This is a genomic window from Fictibacillus sp. 7GRE50 (genome assembly GCF_015903875.1).
Lineage (GTDB): Bacteria > Bacillota > Bacilli > Bacillales > Fictibacillaceae > Fictibacillus > Fictibacillus phosphorivorans.
The window spans coordinates 1-18,253 of the sequence record NZ_JACZDW010000014.1; the positions used below are offsets into that span (position 1 = coordinate 1).

Below are 18,253 nucleotides of genomic sequence, written 5' to 3' on the forward strand. Positions count from 1 at the left end.
AGCGCTTGGTTCGGGTTGAGAGCTGTTGTCGAGAATTAGCGAACCGCCTTTATTTTTGCTTTTAGACTTAATAGAGGTCCGTTCCGACTTAATTCGCTCTCATTTTGACTTAATTTTTCTTATTTAGACTTAATTAGAGCTAGGAGATACCCATAGTGGTATTCGCAAGAGGTCCGCTTAACGCTTCAAACCCCCTCAAAACCCCTCAAAACCCTCAAAATACGAAGAAGATGGCCACAGCCATCTTCCACCTCGCGATATTCTTCAGCAAAAGCTCCAAAATCCATCCCAAAAGCCCCTCAAGCAGCTCCGACAACCAACACCCAAGCTAAAAACCAACATAAACACCTCAGAAGCAACACACAAAACCCCTAATCAGCTCTCTCCTATCAACTCCACCGCACACAATTACGAGGTAAACTGCTTATTATACGAGGTAATTCTGAATATATCCGTAAAACTCCGTCATAATTCCGTAGATAAACATTTTTATCCGATTTTCAACATTTTCATCCGCTCGCAACACGATACTACAATCAACTCAAATCATACTCAATTCTTCATCTGCAGCATAACCCCGAAAAGGTAGGGGATCTTTTGAGCCGTAATGTTTAAGAACTGTTGGATATAGGGTAATTCTTCTGAAGTATACGTATGAAAAAGTTCACTCCACCATTCGGTATCATATCTGCTCAACATACTTAAGTTGTAGAGAATCACATAGTGCACCATGAACTCGTTAAGCTCAGGAGATTGCAGCAGATCACGGTTAACAGGTAGGTAGTACGTGTTATCTTGAAGTTGATACGATAACGGAAAGCAATCAAACGGTCGTAACGATTCATTCGCCTCAAAGACAAGCTGCATCTCATCGTCCCGACCACTCAAAACGAAAGAAAACTTCGACGGAAACAAGCCGTTCATATATTCACTAAATCGTTCTAATGACATATGCAGATGATCGTTAACATGCTTCGGAAGATAAAATGTTGTATCATTTTTCTTATCCATTTTAACGAGTTGAATATCTCCATTCATTTGTTTAAATAAAGGACATAATTCTGGCACTGTTTGAAGAAGAGAGATCATCGTGAATTTTTCTCCTTCAATATGTTTCATGTGAAACACTTTTTCACAAAAATGATTAAACAGACCCGTCCTTTGTACTTTTACCTCATCATAAAGAAATTCATAACTTCTTTTCTTTCTTTTTCTTGTAGAGAGTCCGTGTGCAAGAACTGCGCTTGAATCCGGGTAATCAGGATCGCTACACAATATGCATGCCTTCATAAGCTGAGTCATGCCGTAAAAGAGGAGAACAGGCTTTAGCTCCATAGGTGCTTGATCGGCAAGTTTATAATATTTCTTTCCATGCTCGATATAGTAAATAAACCCATATGTATTATCAAAGCTTTTACCGTTGCTGTCTTCAAGATGTAGCTGGTCGTATTGTTTACTTAAGAATTGCTGTGATTTTTGAGAGGAAAAGAACATATCGAATAAAGCCCAAGGGTCATGTTGCGTCATCATTTCTTCGTCATTCCTCTCTTCGTAAATTATTTGAAAAATCGAACATATTTTGTATTCCTTGACACTAGTGTACCCAGTTGATAATCTACAAATAATATTTTTCAGGAAGATAAATTTGAAGGGGTGGTTAAGGTATGTGGCAAGATAAGTTTGCAAAAGAAGGTTTGACCTTTGATGATGTGTTATTAATTCCAGCGAAATCGTCAGTTCTGCCTGGTGATGTTTCGATTAAAACGAGGTTATCTGATACGGTTCAATTGAACATTCCGATTATCAGTGCTGGTATGGACACAGTTACAGAAGCAAACATGGCGATCGCTATGGCACGACAAGGCGGTTTAGGAATTGTACACAAGAACATGTCTATTGAAGAACAAGCAGAACAGATCGACCGTGTTAAACGTTCTGAAAGCGGCGTAATTACAGACCCGTTCTACCTGACACCTGAACATCAAGTATTTGACGCTGAGCATCTGATGGGCAAGTATCGTATCAGCGGTGTGCCAATCGTTGATGCAGATAAAAAATTAGTAGGTATCTTGACGAACCGTGATTTGCGCTTTGTTCAAGATTACTCCATTAAGATCTCAGACGTGATGACAAAAGAAAATTTAGTGACTGCTCCTGTAGGCACTACGTTAAAAGAAGCTGAAAAGACACTTCAGCAATATAAGATTGAAAAGCTTCCACTCGTGGACGATGAAGGTACGCTTCAAGGCTTGATTACCATTAAAGATATTGAAAAAGTAATCGAGTTCCCGAACTCTGCAAAAGACTCACAAGGTCGTCTATTAGTCGGCGCTGCAGTAGGTGTTACGAAGGACGCACTACTTCGCGTTGAGAAGTTAGTTGATGCGGGTGTGGATGTAATCGTGATCGACACGGCTCATGGTCATTCTGAAGGCGTTCTGCAAAAAGTTCGTGAAGTTAGAGAGGCTTATCCAAAATTAACGATCATTGCAGGTAACGTTGCTACAGCAGAAGCGACTCGTGATTTAATTGAAGCAGGAGCAAGCGTTGTGAAAGTAGGAATCGGACCTGGATCGATCTGTACGACTCGTGTTGTTGCAGGTGTAGGTGTTCCACAAGTAACTGCCGTTTATGATTGTGCAACCGAAGCGAAGAAGTATGGAGTACCGATCATTGCAGATGGTGGTATCAAATACTCTGGAGATATCGTTAAAGCGATCGCAGCAGGCGGACATGCTGTAATGCTGGGCAGTATGCTTGCAGGTGTATCTGAGAGTCCAGGGGAGCGTGAAATCTTCCAAGGACGCCAATTTAAAGTGTATCGCGGCATGGGTTCTGTCGGAGCGATGGAGCGAGGAAGCAGCGACCGCTATTTCCAGGAAAATAATAAGAAGCTTGTTCCGGAAGGTATCGAAGGACGCTTACCTTATAAAGGACCACTAGCCGATACGATTTATCAGTTGATCGGTGGTATCCGTTCAGGTATGGGTTATTGTGGAACAGCTACAATCGATGAGCTTCAAAATGATTCCCGTTTTGTAAAAATCACGGGTGCTGGTCTTCGTGAGAGTCATCCGCATCAAGTTCAAATTACTAAAGAAGCACCAAATTATTCAGTCTAAAGACACATTTTTAGGACAGAGGTATAACCTCTGTCTATTTTTTTGAAAATGTGTATGGTACAATAACTTTTGTGTGTAAATGGGTTTGGAGGTGCAGTTTTTTGAACAGCAAGATAAAACAACTTTTAGTGGTGACACTGATTTTTTCATTTTTTACGACGAGTTTATTAGGATTTTCAAAGTCAGCAAGTGCGGCACCGTCTTTAGATGTAGCGGCTGAAGGGGCTATACTTGTGGATGCAGAAACGGGGAAAATATTATATCAGAAAAATGCTGATAAGTTACTCGCTCCTGCAAGTATGAGTAAGATGATGACCGAATACCTATTACTAGAAGCCATTGACAAGAAAAAGATATCTTGGGATCAGAAAACGAGTATTTCTGAATATGCCCATAAGATTTCTCAAAATCGAACGTTATCGAACGTACCTTTACGTGTAGATGAAAAATATACAGTTCGTGAGTTATACCAAGCGATGGCGATCTATTCGGCTAATGGAGCAACGATCGCATTATCTGAACTAATCGCGGGCTCAGAAGGTGAGTTCGTTAAAAAGATGAATGCCAAGGCGAAAGAACTAGGCATGAAAGATTTTAACTTTGTTAACTCTACAGGCCTAAATAATAAAGACCTGTTTGGCAACCATAATTCAGGCAGTGAAACAGACGAGAACATGATGAGTCCTCGTGCTACTGCTATTCTAGCTTACAACTTACTTAAAGATCATCCAGAAGTATTAGAAACAGCGAGTGTTCCACGTTTGAAATTCCGCGAGGGCACCGATGATGAAATTCAGATGGAGAACTGGAACTGGATGCTTCCTGAGCTCAATAGTGGCTATGAGGGAGTAGACGGATTAAAAACAGGATCAACGGATCTTGCAGGTAACTGTTTTACAGGTACAGTGAAAAAGGGAGATACTCGCCTCATTTCAGTGGTTATGAAAACAGATACTCGTTTAGATCGATTCAAAGAAACGAAAAAATTATTTGATTTTGGATTTGCAAACTTTGAAAAAGAGCAAATCTTAAAAGATAACTATCAAGTGAAAGGCAACAAAACAGTTCCTGTCGTAAAAGGTAAGGAAAAAGAAGTTAAAGTTGCTACAAAAGAACCTCTTTCCATGGTGATTAAAAGAGGAGAAAAAGAAAACTATAAGCCTAAATTTGTTATGGATAAGAAGAAGATGACAAAAGAAGGCGAACTGACTGCACCTGTTAAAAAAGGTGAGGTTGTCGGTCATATCAATGTTGAGTATACAGGCAGCGGAGAAGACTATGGCTACCTGCTCGATGGAGAAACAAAAGGCAAAACAGAAGTAGTAACCACACAATCCGTTGAAAAAGCAAACTGGTTCGTCCTCGCTTTACGTGGTGTTGGCGGATTCTTCGGGGGACTTTGGTCCGCTGCCGTTGATATGGTCAAAGGCTGGTTTTAATTTTATAGAAATTCATGAAGTTCTTTAGCACATGCTGAAGGACTTCTTTTTTTCAGAAAATAGAGAGAGCTTGCGCTTTTTTTGATTTGCGATAAAATAGATGAGAATACTAGTTTTATCTTAAAACAACCGAAAATTGTTGTTATAACACATATAATTCAGGGGGTAGTAAGCATGTTAAAAACAGGTACTGAACGTGTTAAAAGAGGAATGGCAGAAATGCAAAAAGGCGGCGTCATCATGGACGTTATAAACGCAGAGCAAGCTCGTATTGCTGAAGCTGCAGGAGCGGTAGCAGTAATGGCACTTGAGCGTGTTCCGTCAGATATTCGTGCTGCAGGCGGAGTAGCGCGTATGGCAGATCCTACAATCACAGAAGAAGTTCTGAATGCTGTTTCTATTCCCGTAATGGCGAAAGCCCGTATCGGACACATCGTTGAAGCGCGTGTTCTTGAAGCGATGGGTGTTGATTATATCGATGAGAGTGAAGTACTAACTCCAGCAGATGAAGTTTTCCACTTATTGAAGAGCGATTACACAGTACCATTCGTATGCGGAGCACGTGATCTTGGCGAAGCGTCACGCCGTATCGCTGAAGGTGCATCTATGCTTCGAACAAAAGGTGAGCCTGGAACTGGTAACATCGTTGAAGCGGTACGCCACATGAGAATGATCCAAGGACAGATCCGTAAAGTGGTTGCTATGAGTGAAGACGAGTTGATGACAGAAGCTAAGAACTTAGGCGCTCCATTCGAAGTTCTTCTTCAAATTAAAAAAGCAGGCAAGCTTCCTGTCGTTAACTTTGCAGCAGGCGGTATCGCAACACCAGCTGATGCAGCACTCATGATGGAACTTGGCGCTGACGGCGTATTCGTTGGATCAGGTATCTTCAAGTCTGAGAATCCTGAAAAGTTTGCTCGTGCCATCGTAGAAGCTACAACTCATTACCAAGACTACAAACTAATCGCTGAATTATCTAAGGGTCTTGGAACGGCAATGAAAGGCATCGACATCTCTACACTAGCTCACGGTGAGCGCATGCAGGAGCGAGGCTGGTAATTACATGCTAAAAATCGGAGTATTAGCCTTACAGGGTGCGGTACGCGAACATGTAGCAGCGATTGAAGCAAGTGGAGCAGAAGCCGTAGCCGTAAAGCGTGTAGATCAACTAACAGACCTTGATGGATTAGTAATGCCAGGCGGCGAAAGTACAGCGATGAGACGATTGATCGATAAATATCACTTTCTAGAACCGTTAAAGAAGTTTGCTCAGAACAAACCAGTCTTTGGCACATGTGCAGGATTGATCTTGATGGCTAAACGCATTCAAGGACAAGATACAGCACATCTTGAACTGATCGATATGACGGTTGAGCGCAATGCGTTCGGGCGCCAGGTGGACAGTTTTGAAGCGGAGCTGATGATACATGGCGTTGGTGAAGATTATACGGGTGTATTTATTCGAGCACCGTTCATCGTAGAAGTCGGACCAGAAGTGGAAATTCTTTCGAAGCATAACGATCGAATCGTAGCGGCTAAACAAGGACATTTCCTTTGTGCAGCGTTCCATCCAGAGCTGACGGACGACTATCGACTTCATCAATATTTTGTAAAAATGGTACAATCGTCTAAAGAAGTAGTTGCATAAAATACAAAAATGCTGTACATTACTATAAAATCATTATAAAAAATCAATGACAGGAACTAGTAGCAAAAATTGCTTTGTTTAGAGAGTCGGTGGCTGGTGAAAACCGATCAAGGTGTTTTGTGAATCCATCCTCGAGTGAAGAGCTGAACGTTCAGTAAGCTTTTCCGGTGAAGAACCGTTACATGTAATCGAGCCGGCAATAGAATTCTATTGCAATTAGGGTGGCAACGCGGGTTAACTCTCGTCCCTATTTCTAATTTTTTATTAGAGATAGTGGGCGGGAGTTTTTTGTTTTCCTCATGTGACATCTAAGGCATGATTGCACTTAACTTCTTCTTTTGGAAGATTGAATGGAGTGTAAGGTGCGAGACTCCTAAAAGCGCAGTCAACTACTCTCAATAACTGCAAAGTAAAAGGAAATGTGATTTTTTATAAACTAAAGGAGGACATAAACATGTTAGATTTAAAATTTGTTCGTGCCAATTTTGAAGAAGTAAAAGAAAAGTTATCTGCTCGTGGTGAAGACTTATCTGGATTAGATCAGTTCGAGGCATTAGATCAGCGCCGCCGTGAGTTAATTGGTGAAACAGAAGCTTTGAAATCTAAGCGTAACGAGGTTTCTAAGCAAGTTGCAGAATTCAAGCGCGAGAAAAAAGACGCGGACCACCTGATCACAGAGATGCGCGAAGTAGGTGACAAGGTCAAAACGATGGATGAAGAGCTTCGTCAAGTAGAAGAAGATCTTCACGGCATCATGCTAACATTGCCTAACATTCCGCATGAAAGTGTTCCTGTTGGTGACACAGAAGATGATAACGTACCTGTACGTCACTGGGGAGATGTTCCTGAGTTTGCTTTTGAAGCGAAACCACATTGGGATATCGCGACTGAACTAAACATCGTTGATTTTGAACGTGGAGCAAAAGTGACAGGCAGCCGTTTCGCTTTTTATAAAGGTTTAGGAGCTCGTTTAGAGCGTGCACTTATCAACTTCATGATGGATCTGCATGAAGACGAGCATGGTTATACTGAAGTATTGCCTCCCTACATGGTTAACCGTCAGAGCATGACAGGAACAGGTCAGCTTCCAAAGTTTGAAGAAGACGCGTTTAAAATTCGTGAAGAAGATTATTTCTTGATTCCAACTTCTGAGGTTCCTGTAACGAACATGCACCGAGAAGAGATTCTAACAGCTGACGAACTTCCGATCACATATGCGGCGTACAGCGCTTGTTTCCGTTCTGAAGCGGGATCTGCAGGACGCGACACGCGCGGTTTGATCCGTCAGCATCAGTTCAACAAAGTAGAGCTTGTTCGCTTCGTTAAACCTGAGGATTCTTATGAAGAGCTCGAGAAGCTTACAGGACACGCTGAAAAAGTCCTTCAGCTGCTCAACCTTCCATACCGCGTACTCAGCATGTGTACAGCTGACCTAGGATTCACAGCAGCTAAGAAGTACGATATCGAAGTATACCTTCCGAGCTATGGTGAGTACCGCGAGATTTCTTCTTGCTCTAACTTTGAAGATTTCCAAGCGCGCCGTGCTCAAATTCGTTTCCGTCGAGATGCAAAAGGGAAGCCGGAATTCGTTCACACGCTAAACGGTTCTGGACTTGCGATTGGTCGTACCGTAGCAGCTATCTTAGAGAACTACCAACAAGAAGATGGCACTGTAGTCATTCCAGAAGTTCTACGTCCTTATATGGGCAACAAAGAAGTAATTAAGTAAAAAGTGAAAGAAGCTGACTCTTAAAAGATATCCAAAGGGACTTTTAGAGTCAGCTTTTATCTATTAATGGGTGTAAAAGCTTCATTATCGGTGGTCCGAACAAGTTTTCAGGTGGTGGGAAGAGTTCTAGCGGTGAAAATTCATGATTCATAGGTGAAAGTCAATGAATCACAGGTGGACAGCACTGTTTTATCGGTGAACGTGTAACAAATATAAGAACACGTACCGTAAAAGCATACCTCCAAAAGAAACAAATAAAAAATCAAAAAAAGTTTTTGAAAACCGTTGACACAATATTTATCAGCATGTTATTATAGTTCTTGTCAGTCACACGGAGGTATACCCAAGTCCGGCTGAAGGGATCGGTCTTGAAAACCGACAGGGGTTTAACGACCCGCGGGGGTTCGAATCCCTCTACCTCCTCCATATACATATTCAACCTCATCTGAGTTTATCGGATGAGGTTTTTTGTTGTGTTTTTTCTTTTTAAGAATTGAATCATACACATTCAAAAACACCGATAGAAAACCCTAAAATACTTCAACCATTCATATCAACGAATGTAAGCGCTAACACTTTAAAGTGATAAAATTTAGTATTGACAGAACTTTTAGACAGGGCGTATGATGACAACTATAACTTAATTCAATAATGCAATACTTATTCAGAGAGACCGAGGGATCAGGCCCTATGACGTCCGGCAACCTCCATTAGGAACGGTGCTACTTCCTGCAGAATGATGATTCATTCTGGAAGATAAGTCGATGTTTACTTATTCGCCCTCTTCCATGAAATGAAGAGGGCTTTTTTATATTGTAAGGGGGATGACATATGATCGAGATCAAGGACGTTACGAAATTATATAAAGTAAAAGGCAAAGAGATCGTCGGAGTGAAGAATGTGTCACTGACGATCGACAAAGGTGAGATCTTTGGCATTGTAGGATATAGCGGTGCTGGGAAGAGTTCGTTGCTGCGCTGTCTTAATTTATTGGAAAAACCAACATCAGGAGAAATCAAGATCGATGGCATCTCGATTACGAAGCTCGGTAAAAAGGAGTTACGCGAGGAGCGTCTTAAGATCGGTATGATCTTTCAGCACTTTTATTTGATTAGTGCGAAGACCGTTTTTGAGAACATCGCTTTCGCTTTAAAAGCAGCTGGGAAAACGAAAGAGGAGATCACCAGTAAGACCAACGAGCTTTTAAAGATGGTGGGATTGGAGAATCAAAAAGATCAATACCCTTCTCAGCTGAGTGGGGGGCAGAAACAGCGTGTTGGTATCGCGAGAGCTCTTGCGAACGATCCGAAGGTTTTGCTTTGTGATGAAGCGACTTCAGCTCTTGATCCGAACACGACGAAATCGATCCTTTCCTTACTGAAGTCCATCAATAAAAAGTTAGGCATTACGATCGTGTTGATCACGCATGAGATGGAAGTGGTAAAAGAGATCTGTCACCGAATGGCGATCATGCAGGATGGAGAAATCATCGAGTCGGGCGATGTGTACAACATTTTTGCTAATCCAGAAAAAGAGCTCACAAAAACGTTCATCAGCTCTGTAATTCAAATGGATCTGCCAGAACCTCTTCTGAAAAATAGAAAAGGAACTGTGATTAAGATCCAGTTCAAAGGAGCGATTGCAGAAGAGGCAGTTGTTTCTGAGCTTTTCCAAAACTTTAACGTAAAAGGGAATATCCTTCACGGGAAAATCGAATATATTCAGGAAACACCGCTTGGTATCTTCATCATGGAACTAGTCGGTGAAGAGGCAGAAGTGAAGCGAGCGATCTCCTATATTGAGAGTCGCATAGAAAATCTTGAGGTGGTGAAAAAAGTTGCTTGATTCTATTTTGAATATCCTTCCAGATCTGAATAAAGCATTCTTTGAAACGTTATATATGGTCGCTATATCACTTGGTGTTTCATTAATTGTAGGATTGCCTTTAGGAATTATACTGTTTGTTACCGACAAAGGATTGTTATTTGAAAATGTGTGGATCAAGCAGATAGCGGGCATTCTTGTGAACTTGATCCGCTCTGTACCATTCATCATTTTATTAGTCGCGTTGTTACCATTAACTCAGCTCATTACCGGAACAACGATCGGACCAACTGCAGCCTCAGTTTCTCTATCCGTTGCAGCCATCCCATTCTTTGCGCGGCTCGTAGAAACATCACTACGAGAGATCGATAAAGGCGTGATCGAAGCGGCCGTTGCAGTAGGCGCTACGCCATGGATGATCATCCGTGAAGTTCTACTACCAGAAGCGAAGCCAGGAATCGTTCAGGCGGTAACAGTAACAGCAATCAGCTTACTTGGCTATTCAGCCATGGCAGGTATCGTCGGCGGCGGAGGAATTGGAGACTTCGCCATCCGCTTCGGCTACTACCGATACGACAACACGATCATGCTCACAACCGTCATCCTACTAATTGTAATCGTCCAGCTCATGCAAGTCATCGGAGACAGTGCAGCGAAGGCTGTAAATAAAAGATAAATTTATTTACTAAAGGTAAGACGAGGATAAATTTATCTTTAAAGGTTTAGGTTTAAAAGACACCATTGGCAAGTTGATTGGAGTGCAAGATGCGAGACTCCTGGGGGATCAGCGTGCCTTCTACATGAATTAACACCTCGCAAGGCATGCGACGAGGAAGCTCACTTCGGTAGTAATTCTTGTAGACGCAGGAGCAAATCTTAAAATGCATAAGATGGCTCACCGCACGCCCCTCGGAAAGGGAGCATCTGGAACGGAAATCAACCACTTCCACAATTGCATCTAGTACTTGCAAAAACAATTTTAGAAGGGGATCAACATGAAAAAAATTATACTTACACTACTAACAGCACTGCTAGCTTTCGGTTTAGCAGGATGCTCATCTTCATCAGACGCATCAAAAGATAAAGAAGTAACCCTCGGCGCAACAGCAGGACCTTACACCGACATGGTCAACAAAGCCATCAAGCCCTCACTTGAGAAAAAAGGGTATAAAGTAAAAGTCATTGAATTCAGCGACTATATTCAACCAAACATGGCTTTATCAAAAGGGGATCTTGATGCTAACCTTTTTCAGCACAAAGTGTACATGGAGAATTTCGCAAAAGAAAAGAACTTAAAGCTTTCAGAAGTTATCATCGTTCCTACAGCACCGATGGGTCTCTATTCTGAGAAATTCAAATCCGTTAAGGACATAAAAGAAGGCAGTACGGTCGCAATACCGAATGATCCTGTTAACTTAGCACGTACGCTGCTCATGCTTGAAGATGCTAAACTGATCACCATCAAGGAAGGAATCAATGAACTGACAGCTTCCGAAAAAGATGTTAAGGATAACCCTAAGAAGCTCGTGTTCAAACCACTAGAAGCCGCACAGCTTCCACGTGCTGTTCAAAGTGCAGATGTTGCAGCTGTGCCTGGTAACTTTGCACTCGCAGCTAAGATGGACTTGTTGGATGCGATCCAACTAGAGAACATGCCCGACACGTACCGTAACCGTGTTGTGGTGAACACGAAAGATGTTGATTCTGCTTTTGCAAAAGATATTAAAAAGGTAGTGGAATCGAAGGAGTTTGAAGAAGTGATCGATAAGGAGTTCGAAGGCTTCGGAAAGCCAGAGTGGATGAAGAAATAAAATCAAACAAAACCCCGGGCTCATAAGAATGAGAACCGGGGTTTTTATGTTTATAAGCGAACTTCTCGTTTCGCTTCAATTTTTTGTGCGATCTTTTCTACGATGTGATCGATGGATTCTGGATTGTCTCGAAGATCATAGTCGTTAATATTCACACGGAGCACAGGACAAGAATTAAAAGAAGCGATCCACTTTTCATAACGGTCGTACATCTCTTCCCAGTAGGAAACCGGTGTTTCTTGCTCCATCTTACGGCCGCGTTTTTGAATACGAGCTAAGATATCATCAAGAGAGCCTTCTAAGTATATCAAGCAATCAGGCTGCGGGAAGTATGGCGTCATGACCATCGCTTCAAACAGGTGAGTATACGTTTTGTAATCTACATCAGACATGTTGCCTTTATCAAAGTGCATGCGAGCGAATATACCCGTGTCTTCATAAATGGAACGGTCTTGAACAAATCCTCCGCCATAATCGAACATTCTTTTTTGCTCTTTAAAGCGTTCTGCTAAAAAGAAGATCTGCAGGTGGAAGCTCCAGCGCTTAAAATCATGATAAAAGTTTTCTAAGTATGGGTTGTTATCCACTTTCTCCATGGATGTACGAAACTTTAATTTTTCAGCAAGTGCATTTGTAAATGTAGATTTACCCGCACCTACCATACCTGCCACTGTAATGACAGCATCGTTTGGGATTCCGTATTGTATGAGTTTACTCATCGCGCAACTTCTCCTTTTTTCAGAGTTGCATTGATTAAGGAAAAGATCTTCTCTTTATCCGCTTCATACGCAACAAAATCTAAATCATCTCCGTTAAACGAGAGTACAGGAATCTCCGGGTGCTGCTTTTTAAAGGCAGTCATGAACGTCTCGTAATCTTCAGCTAGCTGTTCTAAGTACGCCGGCTCCATATTTTGCTCGATAAAACGTCCACGCTTACGTACGCGGTCAAGCAACGTATCAAGACTAGCGTTTAAATAGATGATCACGTTCGGTACAGGCATATCCTCAGTAAGGATATCAAAGCACTGCATGTATTTATGAAGATTACCGTCTTTTAGCGTTCGACCGGCAAAAATACGGTTCTTAAAGATATGATAATCAGAAACGACAGGAATCTGTTTAGATAGATACTGCCCTTGAATCTCTTCAAGCTGTTTATACCTGTTGCAAAGAAAGAACATCTCGGTTTGAAAACTCCACTCATCGATGTTGTCGTAAAATTTTCCGAGAAAAGGATTCTCCTCTACAATCTCTTTCAATAATTGAAAGTTATAGTGCTCGGCAATAGCTTTTGCGAGCGATGTTTTCCCTACGCCAATCGGCCCTTCAACTGCGATAAAGGGGGTTGAACTCATCTTCCTTTTCCTCCCTTATAAATAACAAACGAAAAATTACAGACAAAGAATATTGTAGCATACGTTTGGAAAAGGTGGTGAGATTATCGGTAAAAAGTTAATGGTAAATATGCTATTTAGTACATCATTTTATTTTTGTTTTCTTTTGCCTGATCGATGATCGCTCGTAAATTTAAATCGTTGCTCATGCTGATATCAGCATTTAATGTCTTTTCCATCAGTATTAAAGCTCTTTCGTTATCTTCTTCTATATTAGAAGCCGAACAATCAGATGGTGCAAAAAGAGTAAAACCTCTCATATATGCGTCGTTCGCTGTAAAGAGGACACAGATGTTACCTGCTACTCCGCATAGGATTAAAGTTTGTATCCCAAGCTCGTTTAATAAAGTCGATAAAGGTGTAGAGAAGAATCCAGAATGCTTTGGTTTGACGACAAAAAAATCATCATCGTCAGGCTGTAACTTTTTTACGAATTCACCACCGGATTGTGTGGTGCAATAATCGACGAGCTTGTGCTTATCTGACTGCCATTGTCCAAAGTTATCGTTCACATATATAATCGGAATGTTTTCTTTTTTAGCTCGGTTTTTCAATTCAAGAATTTTATCGGCAATTGGTGCAGAAGTTTTTAACAAGAGCGGCGCCTCAGGAAAATTAAAGTCGTTGATCACGTCAATAATAAGCATAGCGACAGGAACTTTATTGTCCTCGTGTTGATGTGGTTTTTCCATAACGATCTCTCTCTTTCATTTTAGCTTTAATAAAAAAATCCTAGTTTCATCTATATAAAGGAAGTGAATTTTAATCTATACAACCACTCCTTTCTTTATTATTAGCAAAACCTCTTGTATAATCTCTTACAACTAAAACTTTGGAGCGAAAATGATGGAGACCTTAGAAAAAGACGAATATTACATGGAGCTTGCTCTAGAAGAAGCCCAAAAAGCAGCAGATATTGGTGAAGTTCCTATTGGTGCCATTTTAGTAATGGACGACCGTATAGTGGCGAAGGCTCATAACCTGCGTGAAGCCGAACAAAGAGCGATCGCTCATGCGGAGCTCTTAGCCATTGACGAGGCATGTAGAGAACTGGATGCTTGGCGGTTGGAAGGAGCAACGCTTTATGTGACGCTTGAACCGTGTGCGATGTGTTCTGGTGCGATTGTCCTCTCGAGAGTAAGCCGTGTTGTGTACGGTGCGGTTGATCCTAAAGGAGGCTGTGCGGGAACGTTAATGAACCTTTTACAAGAAGAGCGCTTCAACCACCAATGTGAGGTAGTAACGGGTGTAAAAGGTGAAGAGTGCGGTCAAATTCTTTCTAGCTTTTTCAAAAAACTTCGCGATCGAAAAAGGAAGGAAAAGGAAGAGAGAAGAAAGGAGCTTTAGTGGTCCTGCGGTTGATTTTTTTAAAAGGACATAGTATACTAAATCTTGCACATTTAGTTGTGCATCTAACATTGTTATACACTTTGTCGCGCTAGATGGGGAGGTAGCGGTGCCCTGTACTCGCAATCCGCTGTAGCGAGGTTGAATTCCTCTCCTCGGCTAGTTCAACGTATGGTCTGACGGACGTAAGTGGTGTTGATGTCCGGGTCCTGCGCAACGGAGACCCATGAACCCTGTCAGGTCCGGAAGGAAGCAGCAGTAAGTGGACCACTTCGTGTGCCGTGGGGCAACCTGGACTGAGCTAACTGCGTTTGTACGCATAGGTTGACTATTCCAAAGAGAGGTGCGCGGCATTCTAATATATAAACAATAACTCACCCTTGTTTCAGGGGTGAGTTTTTTGTAATGTTTCAGTATAATATAGAAAGAATGCAAGTGATTTAAAGGAGGCAAAGGGATGAGTTATCAAGCGCTCTACCGCGTATGGAGGCCACAGAGCTTTGAAGATATGGTCGGGCAGGAACACATTACAAAAACGATCCAAAATGCCTTGATGCAGGACAAGCTTTCCCATGCCTACCTGTTTTCAGGACCACGAGGAACGGGTAAAACAAGTGCGGCGAAGATTATTGCCAAAGCCGTTAACTGTGAACGGGCTCCGGTTTCTGAGCCATGTAATGAATGTGACGCTTGTGGAGGGATCACGAACGGCTCGATATCTGATGTTTTAGAGATCGATGCTGCGTCTAATACAGGTGTAGATGATATAAGGGATATTCGGGACAAAGTAAAATTTGCGCCGTCCTCAGTTACGTACAAAGTCTATATCATAGATGAAGTACATATGCTTTCAACTGGTGCATTTAACGCGTTGTTAAAAACGTTAGAAGAACCGCCGAGCCATGTTATTTTTATTCTGGCAACAACAGAGCCTCATAAAATTCCGGCAACGATCGTTTCAAGATGTCAGCGATTTGATTTTAAGCGGATATCTTCACAGTCTATCATCGGACGAATGAGGCAGATCGTCGACGCTAACGGTACCGAAGTGGATGAAGAAGCTCTTCAACTGCTTGCAAGAGCAGCAGAAGGTGGAATGCGTGACGCATTGAGTCTCCTCGACCAAGCGATCTCCTACAGCGATGATAAGGTAAGAGTCGAAGATGTTTTGTCAGTAACCGGCTCAGCCTCACAAAAGCATCTTTCTGAGATGGCTGAAGCATTTTTAGAAAAAGATGTATCGAAAGCTCTTACGTTATCGACAGAACTTTTACATGAAGGAAAAGATCCTGTTCGCTTTTTAGGAGACCTTATCTACTATTATAGAGATATGCTTCTATATAAAACGGCACCACAATTAGAAGAGCTGTTAGAGCGGGTCTCAACGGATGAAGACTTTGCACGATTAGCAGAGGCTACAGCTGCAGAAGACATCTATTCGATAATCGGTCAGTTGAATGCCGCACAGCAAGAGATGAAATGGACGAACCATCCTAAGATTTTCTTAGAGACGACGTTCATCAAGATTTGTTATCAAAAACAAGAAGGGATCTCGTCACAAGCGGGGAATCCTTCTGTTGAACCGTTAATGCAAAGAATCGATCAATTAGAACATGAACTAAAAAAGATGAAAGAAGGCGGCTGGTCTTCTAATGGTTCGTCTGCACAAACCGAAGCAGAAGCTCCAAGAGAGAAAAGAGTGATCAGAGGACAAGGTGGAGCATCACAAACGCAAGTGAAAGAGATGCTCAAAAAAGCAAAGAAACCAAATCTTGTTCAGCTTAAAGGGATGTGGGGCGAGATCTTAGATAAGATACGTTCTGAAAAAGTAAGTGCTTATGCTCTTCTTTCAGGGGCAGAGCCTGTAGCTTGTTCAGATCAGATCTTTTTGCTTGCGTTCCAGCATGAAATTCACCGTCAGATGGCATCTCAAGAGAACAACAGAAGCTATGTAGAAAGCGCAGTTTATAGTACAATAGGAAAGAACCTGTCCATGCTATCCATTTTGGATCCGGAATGGCAGAAACTAAAAGCTGATTTCATTAAAGAACAACAGCAAGGCCAGCCATCTTCTGAAGAAAAAGAAAAAACAGAAGACCCTCTCATCGCAGAGGCGATCAAACTGGTTGGCGATGATTTAATTGAGATAAAAGAAGAGGAAGAATAAGAAGGAGGAATTGTACAATGATGAAAGGCAACATGAACAATATGATGAAACAAATGCAAAAAATGCAGCGTGACATGGCAAAAGCTCAAGAGGAACTAAAAGATAAAGTGATCGAAGGTACAGCTGGAGGCGGCGTGGTTACTGTTAAAGCGAACGGTCACAAAGAAATCATCGACATTATCATTAAAGAAGAAGTTGTAGATCCAGATGATATCGACATGCTTCAAGACCTTGTGTTAGCGGCTACGAACGATGCACTTAAGAAAGTAGACGAACTCGTATCACAAGACATGGGCAAATTCACAAAAGGACTAAACATTCCTGGAATGTTCTAGGAATAGACTATGCATTATCCTGAACCGATATCAAAGCTGATTGAAAGCTTTATGAAATTGCCGGGCATCGGACCGAAAACGGCGGTTCGCCTGGCATTTTTCGTATTGGAAATGAAAGAAGATGACGTGCTGGATTTTGGACGAGCACTCGTTAACGCGAAACGTCAGCTTATCTATTGTTCCAACTGCTTTCATATTACTGACCGTGATCCTTGTATGATCTGCGACGATTCAAGCAGAGACCGAACTACGATCTGTGTCGTACACGATTCCAAGGATGTTATTGCAATGGAAAAAATGAAAGAATACCGCGGACTTTACCATGTTCTCCACGGCGCCATCTCACCGATGGACGGAGTAGGACCTGAGGACATTAAAGTCGCAGAACTGTTGAAGCGTCTAACAGATGAAGGCATTCAAGAAATTATCATGGCTACTGATCCGAACATTGAAGGAGAAGCCACTGCCATGTATATCGCAAGACTTCTAAAACCAACGGGTATCAAGATTACTCGTATTGCCCACGGTCTGCCTGTAGGTGGAGACTTGGAGTATGCAGATGAAGTAACGCTTTCCAAAGCACTTGAAGGAAGAAGAGAAATCTAACTAAAGGGGTTGCTTGCATGTTTTTTTCCCGAAAAGGGCGATTGAAGCGATCCGGAGATGAAGAGCTGCTTCAAAGTCTTGATGAGCTAAAGATAGACTGGATGCACCAAAAAGAAATGGTCGAACGCAGTGTCGAGCCATCTGAAGAGGTTATCTTCAAGCTTCAACTAGCAGAATCAAAATACTTCTTCTTATTAAAAGAAGCGAAAAAAAGAAACGTGACGACCAGCAAGTTAAAATAACTGCTGGTCTTTTTTTTGGACAACTCCCATACAATGTCTAGTAAATAACTTGGATGTTGTATAGGAGGGATTAGGAATGGAGCCAATAACGGTAATCGCTATTCTTGGAACGATCATCTTTGTTCTGCTGCTTGTAGGTGCTCCAATGCGGCCAATACGCTGGATCGGATTCGGCATTACTCGTTTTTGTATTGGTGCACTGTTGTTATTCTTATTAAACGCGATTGGAAACTCATATGATATTCATATTCCGATCAATGCGTTTACGGCGCTGATCTCAGGAATTGCTGGACTACCTGGCATAGCTTCATTAGTAGCCATTGAATTCTTTATCTTGAACTAGAGCATTCATATGTATTCTTAAACTGAGGTTTAGAGAGCGATAATAAGCTTTCTAAACCTTTTTTCATTTATTTAAAGTAATTTCAAAATAACTATTGACCTCAAATCACAATACGTGATATATTAGTTCTTGTCGCCGCAACACATGAAACATTGTTGCAGGCGGGAAACAAATTTTAAAAAGAGGTTGACTTCTTATAATAAAGATGTTATCCTAATAAAGTCGCTAAAACGAGTGACACACT

18 protein-coding genes, 1 tRNA gene, 1 other RNA gene, 1 riboswitch and 1 other annotated feature are annotated in these 18,253 nt (G+C 41.8%); of the genes, 16 read left to right on the forward strand and 4 right to left on the reverse strand.

Features of this window, described 5'->3' with window-relative positions:
* Nucleotides 1-552: 552 nt before the first annotated feature.
* Nucleotides 553-1,530: a YaaC family protein gene (locus IHV12_RS22265; protein ID WP_197134857.1), complete on the reverse strand. Its 978-nt coding sequence runs from the start codon at nt 1,528-1,530 to the stop codon at nt 553-555.
* A 134-nt stretch (nt 1,531-1,664) separates the two neighbouring features.
* Here IHV12_RS22265 and guaB point away from each other — a divergent pair, with 134 nt between their 5' ends.
* From guaB to IHV12_RS22310, 9 genes are all read left to right on the forward strand, one after another.
* On the forward strand, nt 1,665-3,122 hold the full coding sequence (gene guaB, locus IHV12_RS22270) for an IMP dehydrogenase (protein WP_197134854.1): 1,458 nt from the start codon (nt 1,665-1,667) through the stop codon (nt 3,120-3,122).
* A gap of 128 nt (nt 3,123-3,250) precedes the next feature.
* Entirely contained in the window at nt 3,251-4,561 is a 1,311-nt protein-coding gene (locus tag IHV12_RS22275) for a D-alanyl-D-alanine carboxypeptidase family protein (RefSeq protein WP_370568866.1), read from the forward strand.
* A gap of 174 nt (nt 4,562-4,735) precedes the next feature.
* On the forward strand, nt 4,736-5,620 hold the full coding sequence (gene pdxS / locus IHV12_RS22280) for a pyridoxal 5'-phosphate synthase lyase subunit PdxS (protein WP_197192284.1): 885 nt from the start codon (nt 4,736-4,738) through the stop codon (nt 5,618-5,620).
* Nucleotides 5,621-5,624: 4 nt separating this feature from the next.
* Complete coding sequence (gene pdxT, locus IHV12_RS22285; protein WP_197192285.1) at nt 5,625-6,209, forward strand: pyridoxal 5'-phosphate synthase glutaminase subunit PdxT; 585 nt, start codon at nt 5,625-5,627, stop codon at nt 6,207-6,209.
* 37 nt (nt 6,210-6,246) lie between these two features.
* Nucleotides 6,247-6,461 (forward strand) — a binding site (T-box leader).
* A gap of 202 nt (nt 6,462-6,663) precedes the next feature.
* Nucleotides 6,664-7,938 (forward strand): serine--tRNA ligase, encoded by a 1,275-nt coding sequence (serS, locus tag IHV12_RS22290; RefSeq protein ID WP_197134845.1) that lies wholly within the window; start codon nt 6,664-6,666, stop codon nt 7,936-7,938.
* A 333-nt stretch (nt 7,939-8,271) separates the two neighbouring features.
* Nucleotides 8,272-8,364 (forward strand) — tRNA-Ser (locus tag IHV12_RS22295).
* Between the two features lie 231 nt (nt 8,365-8,595).
* Nucleotides 8,596-8,701: riboswitch (SAM riboswitch) on the forward strand.
* Between the two features lie 68 nt (nt 8,702-8,769).
* Nucleotides 8,770-9,783, forward strand: a complete 1,014-nt coding sequence (locus IHV12_RS22300) for a methionine ABC transporter ATP-binding protein (protein WP_197134842.1) — start codon at nt 8,770-8,772, stop codon at nt 9,781-9,783.
* Entirely contained in the window at nt 9,776-10,438 is a 663-nt protein-coding gene (locus IHV12_RS22305) for a methionine ABC transporter permease (RefSeq protein WP_255552682.1), read from the forward strand. The genes IHV12_RS22300 and IHV12_RS22305 overlap by 8 nt, the downstream gene beginning before the upstream one ends.
* A gap of 319 nt (nt 10,439-10,757) precedes the next feature.
* A complete protein-coding gene (locus tag IHV12_RS22310) occupies nt 10,758-11,573 on the forward strand; it encodes a MetQ/NlpA family ABC transporter substrate-binding protein (protein ID WP_066390441.1) in 816 nt (271 codons plus the stop codon).
* A 50-nt stretch (nt 11,574-11,623) separates the two neighbouring features.
* Here IHV12_RS22310 and IHV12_RS22315 read toward each other — a convergent pair whose 3' ends face one another.
* From IHV12_RS22315 to IHV12_RS22325, 3 genes are all read right to left on the reverse strand, one after another.
* On the reverse strand, nt 11,624-12,292 hold the full coding sequence (locus IHV12_RS22315) for a deoxynucleoside kinase (protein WP_197192286.1): 669 nt from the start codon (nt 12,290-12,292) through the stop codon (nt 11,624-11,626).
* Nucleotides 12,289-12,930 carry a deoxynucleoside kinase gene (locus tag IHV12_RS22320; protein WP_197192287.1) on the reverse strand — a complete coding sequence of 214 codons (642 nt, stop codon included), beginning with the start codon at nt 12,928-12,930 and terminating at the stop codon, nt 12,289-12,291. The genes IHV12_RS22315 and IHV12_RS22320 overlap by 4 nt, the downstream gene beginning before the upstream one ends.
* Before the next feature lie 116 nt (nt 12,931-13,046).
* The gene (locus IHV12_RS22325) at nt 13,047-13,661 is read right to left on the reverse strand and encodes an isochorismatase family cysteine hydrolase (protein ID WP_197192288.1); all 615 of its coding nucleotides are present in this window, start codon (nt 13,659-13,661) and stop codon (nt 13,047-13,049) included.
* A gap of 151 nt (nt 13,662-13,812) precedes the next feature.
* Here IHV12_RS22325 and tadA point away from each other — a divergent pair, with 151 nt between their 5' ends.
* From tadA to IHV12_RS22360, 7 genes are all read left to right on the forward strand, one after another.
* Nucleotides 13,813-14,316 carry a tRNA adenosine(34) deaminase TadA gene (gene tadA / locus IHV12_RS22330; RefSeq protein ID WP_231620838.1) on the forward strand — a complete coding sequence of 168 codons (504 nt, stop codon included), beginning with the start codon at nt 13,813-13,815 and terminating at the stop codon, nt 14,314-14,316.
* 86 nt (nt 14,317-14,402) lie between these two features.
* An RNA gene (gene ffs / locus IHV12_RS22335) (signal recognition particle sRNA large type) lies at nt 14,403-14,667 on the forward strand.
* Nucleotides 14,668-14,773: 106 nt separating this feature from the next.
* Nucleotides 14,774-16,483: a DNA polymerase III subunit gamma/tau gene (gene dnaX / locus IHV12_RS22340; RefSeq protein WP_197192289.1), complete on the forward strand. Its 1,710-nt coding sequence runs from the start codon at nt 14,774-14,776 to the stop codon at nt 16,481-16,483.
* A 17-nt stretch (nt 16,484-16,500) separates the two neighbouring features.
* Nucleotides 16,501-16,818 carry a YbaB/EbfC family nucleoid-associated protein gene (locus tag IHV12_RS22345; RefSeq protein ID WP_370568729.1) on the forward strand — a complete coding sequence of 106 codons (318 nt, stop codon included), beginning with the start codon at nt 16,501-16,503 and terminating at the stop codon, nt 16,816-16,818.
* 9 nt (nt 16,819-16,827) lie between these two features.
* Nucleotides 16,828-17,424: a recombination mediator RecR gene (gene recR, locus IHV12_RS22350; protein WP_066242586.1), complete on the forward strand. Its 597-nt coding sequence runs from the start codon at nt 16,828-16,830 to the stop codon at nt 17,422-17,424.
* 17 nt (nt 17,425-17,441) lie between these two features.
* Entirely contained in the window at nt 17,442-17,666 is a 225-nt protein-coding gene (locus IHV12_RS22355; RefSeq protein WP_066390458.1) for a YaaL family protein, read from the forward strand.
* Nucleotides 17,667-17,742: 76 nt separating this feature from the next.
* Nucleotides 17,743-18,009, forward strand: a complete 267-nt coding sequence (locus IHV12_RS22360) for a pro-sigmaK processing inhibitor BofA family protein (protein ID WP_066390460.1) — start codon at nt 17,743-17,745, stop codon at nt 18,007-18,009.
* Nucleotides 18,010-18,253: the final 244 nt, after the last annotated feature.

Coding starts and splice junctions, on each gene's coding strand:
- IHV12_RS22320 (WP_197192287.1), bottom strand. CDS start 12,930: ATGAGTTCAACCCCCTTTATCGCAGTTGAAGGGCCGATTGGCGTAGGG.
- dnaX (WP_197192289.1), top strand. CDS start 14,774: ATGAGTTATCAAGCGCTCTACCGCGTATGGAGGCCACAGAGCTTTGAA.
- IHV12_RS22345 (WP_370568729.1), top strand. CDS start 16,501: ATGATGAAAGGCAACATGAACAATATGATGAAACAAATGCAAAAAATG.
- pdxS (WP_197192284.1), top strand. CDS start 4,736: ATGTTAAAAACAGGTACTGAACGTGTTAAAAGAGGAATGGCAGAAATG.
- guaB (WP_197134854.1), top strand. CDS start 1,665: ATGTGGCAAGATAAGTTTGCAAAAGAAGGTTTGACCTTTGATGATGTG.
- IHV12_RS22300 (WP_197134842.1), top strand. CDS start 8,770: ATGATCGAGATCAAGGACGTTACGAAATTATATAAAGTAAAAGGCAAA.
- recR (WP_066242586.1), top strand. CDS start 16,828: ATGCATTATCCTGAACCGATATCAAAGCTGATTGAAAGCTTTATGAAA.
- IHV12_RS22315 (WP_197192286.1), bottom strand. CDS start 12,292: ATGAGTAAACTCATACAATACGGAATCCCAAACGATGCTGTCATTACA.
- pdxT (WP_197192285.1), top strand. CDS start 5,625: ATGCTAAAAATCGGAGTATTAGCCTTACAGGGTGCGGTACGCGAACAT.
- tadA (WP_231620838.1), top strand. CDS start 13,813: ATGATGGAGACCTTAGAAAAAGACGAATATTACATGGAGCTTGCTCTA.
- IHV12_RS22355 (WP_066390458.1), top strand. CDS start 17,442: ATGTTTTTTTCCCGAAAAGGGCGATTGAAGCGATCCGGAGATGAAGAG.
- IHV12_RS22265 (WP_197134857.1), bottom strand. CDS start 1,530: ATGATGACGCAACATGACCCTTGGGCTTTATTCGATATGTTCTTTTCC.
- IHV12_RS22310 (WP_066390441.1), top strand. CDS start 10,758: ATGAAAAAAATTATACTTACACTACTAACAGCACTGCTAGCTTTCGGT.
- serS (WP_197134845.1), top strand. CDS start 6,664: ATGTTAGATTTAAAATTTGTTCGTGCCAATTTTGAAGAAGTAAAAGAA.
- IHV12_RS22325 (WP_197192288.1), bottom strand. CDS start 13,661: ATGGAAAAACCACATCAACACGAGGACAATAAAGTTCCTGTCGCTATG.
- IHV12_RS22360 (WP_066390460.1), top strand. CDS start 17,743: ATGGAGCCAATAACGGTAATCGCTATTCTTGGAACGATCATCTTTGTT.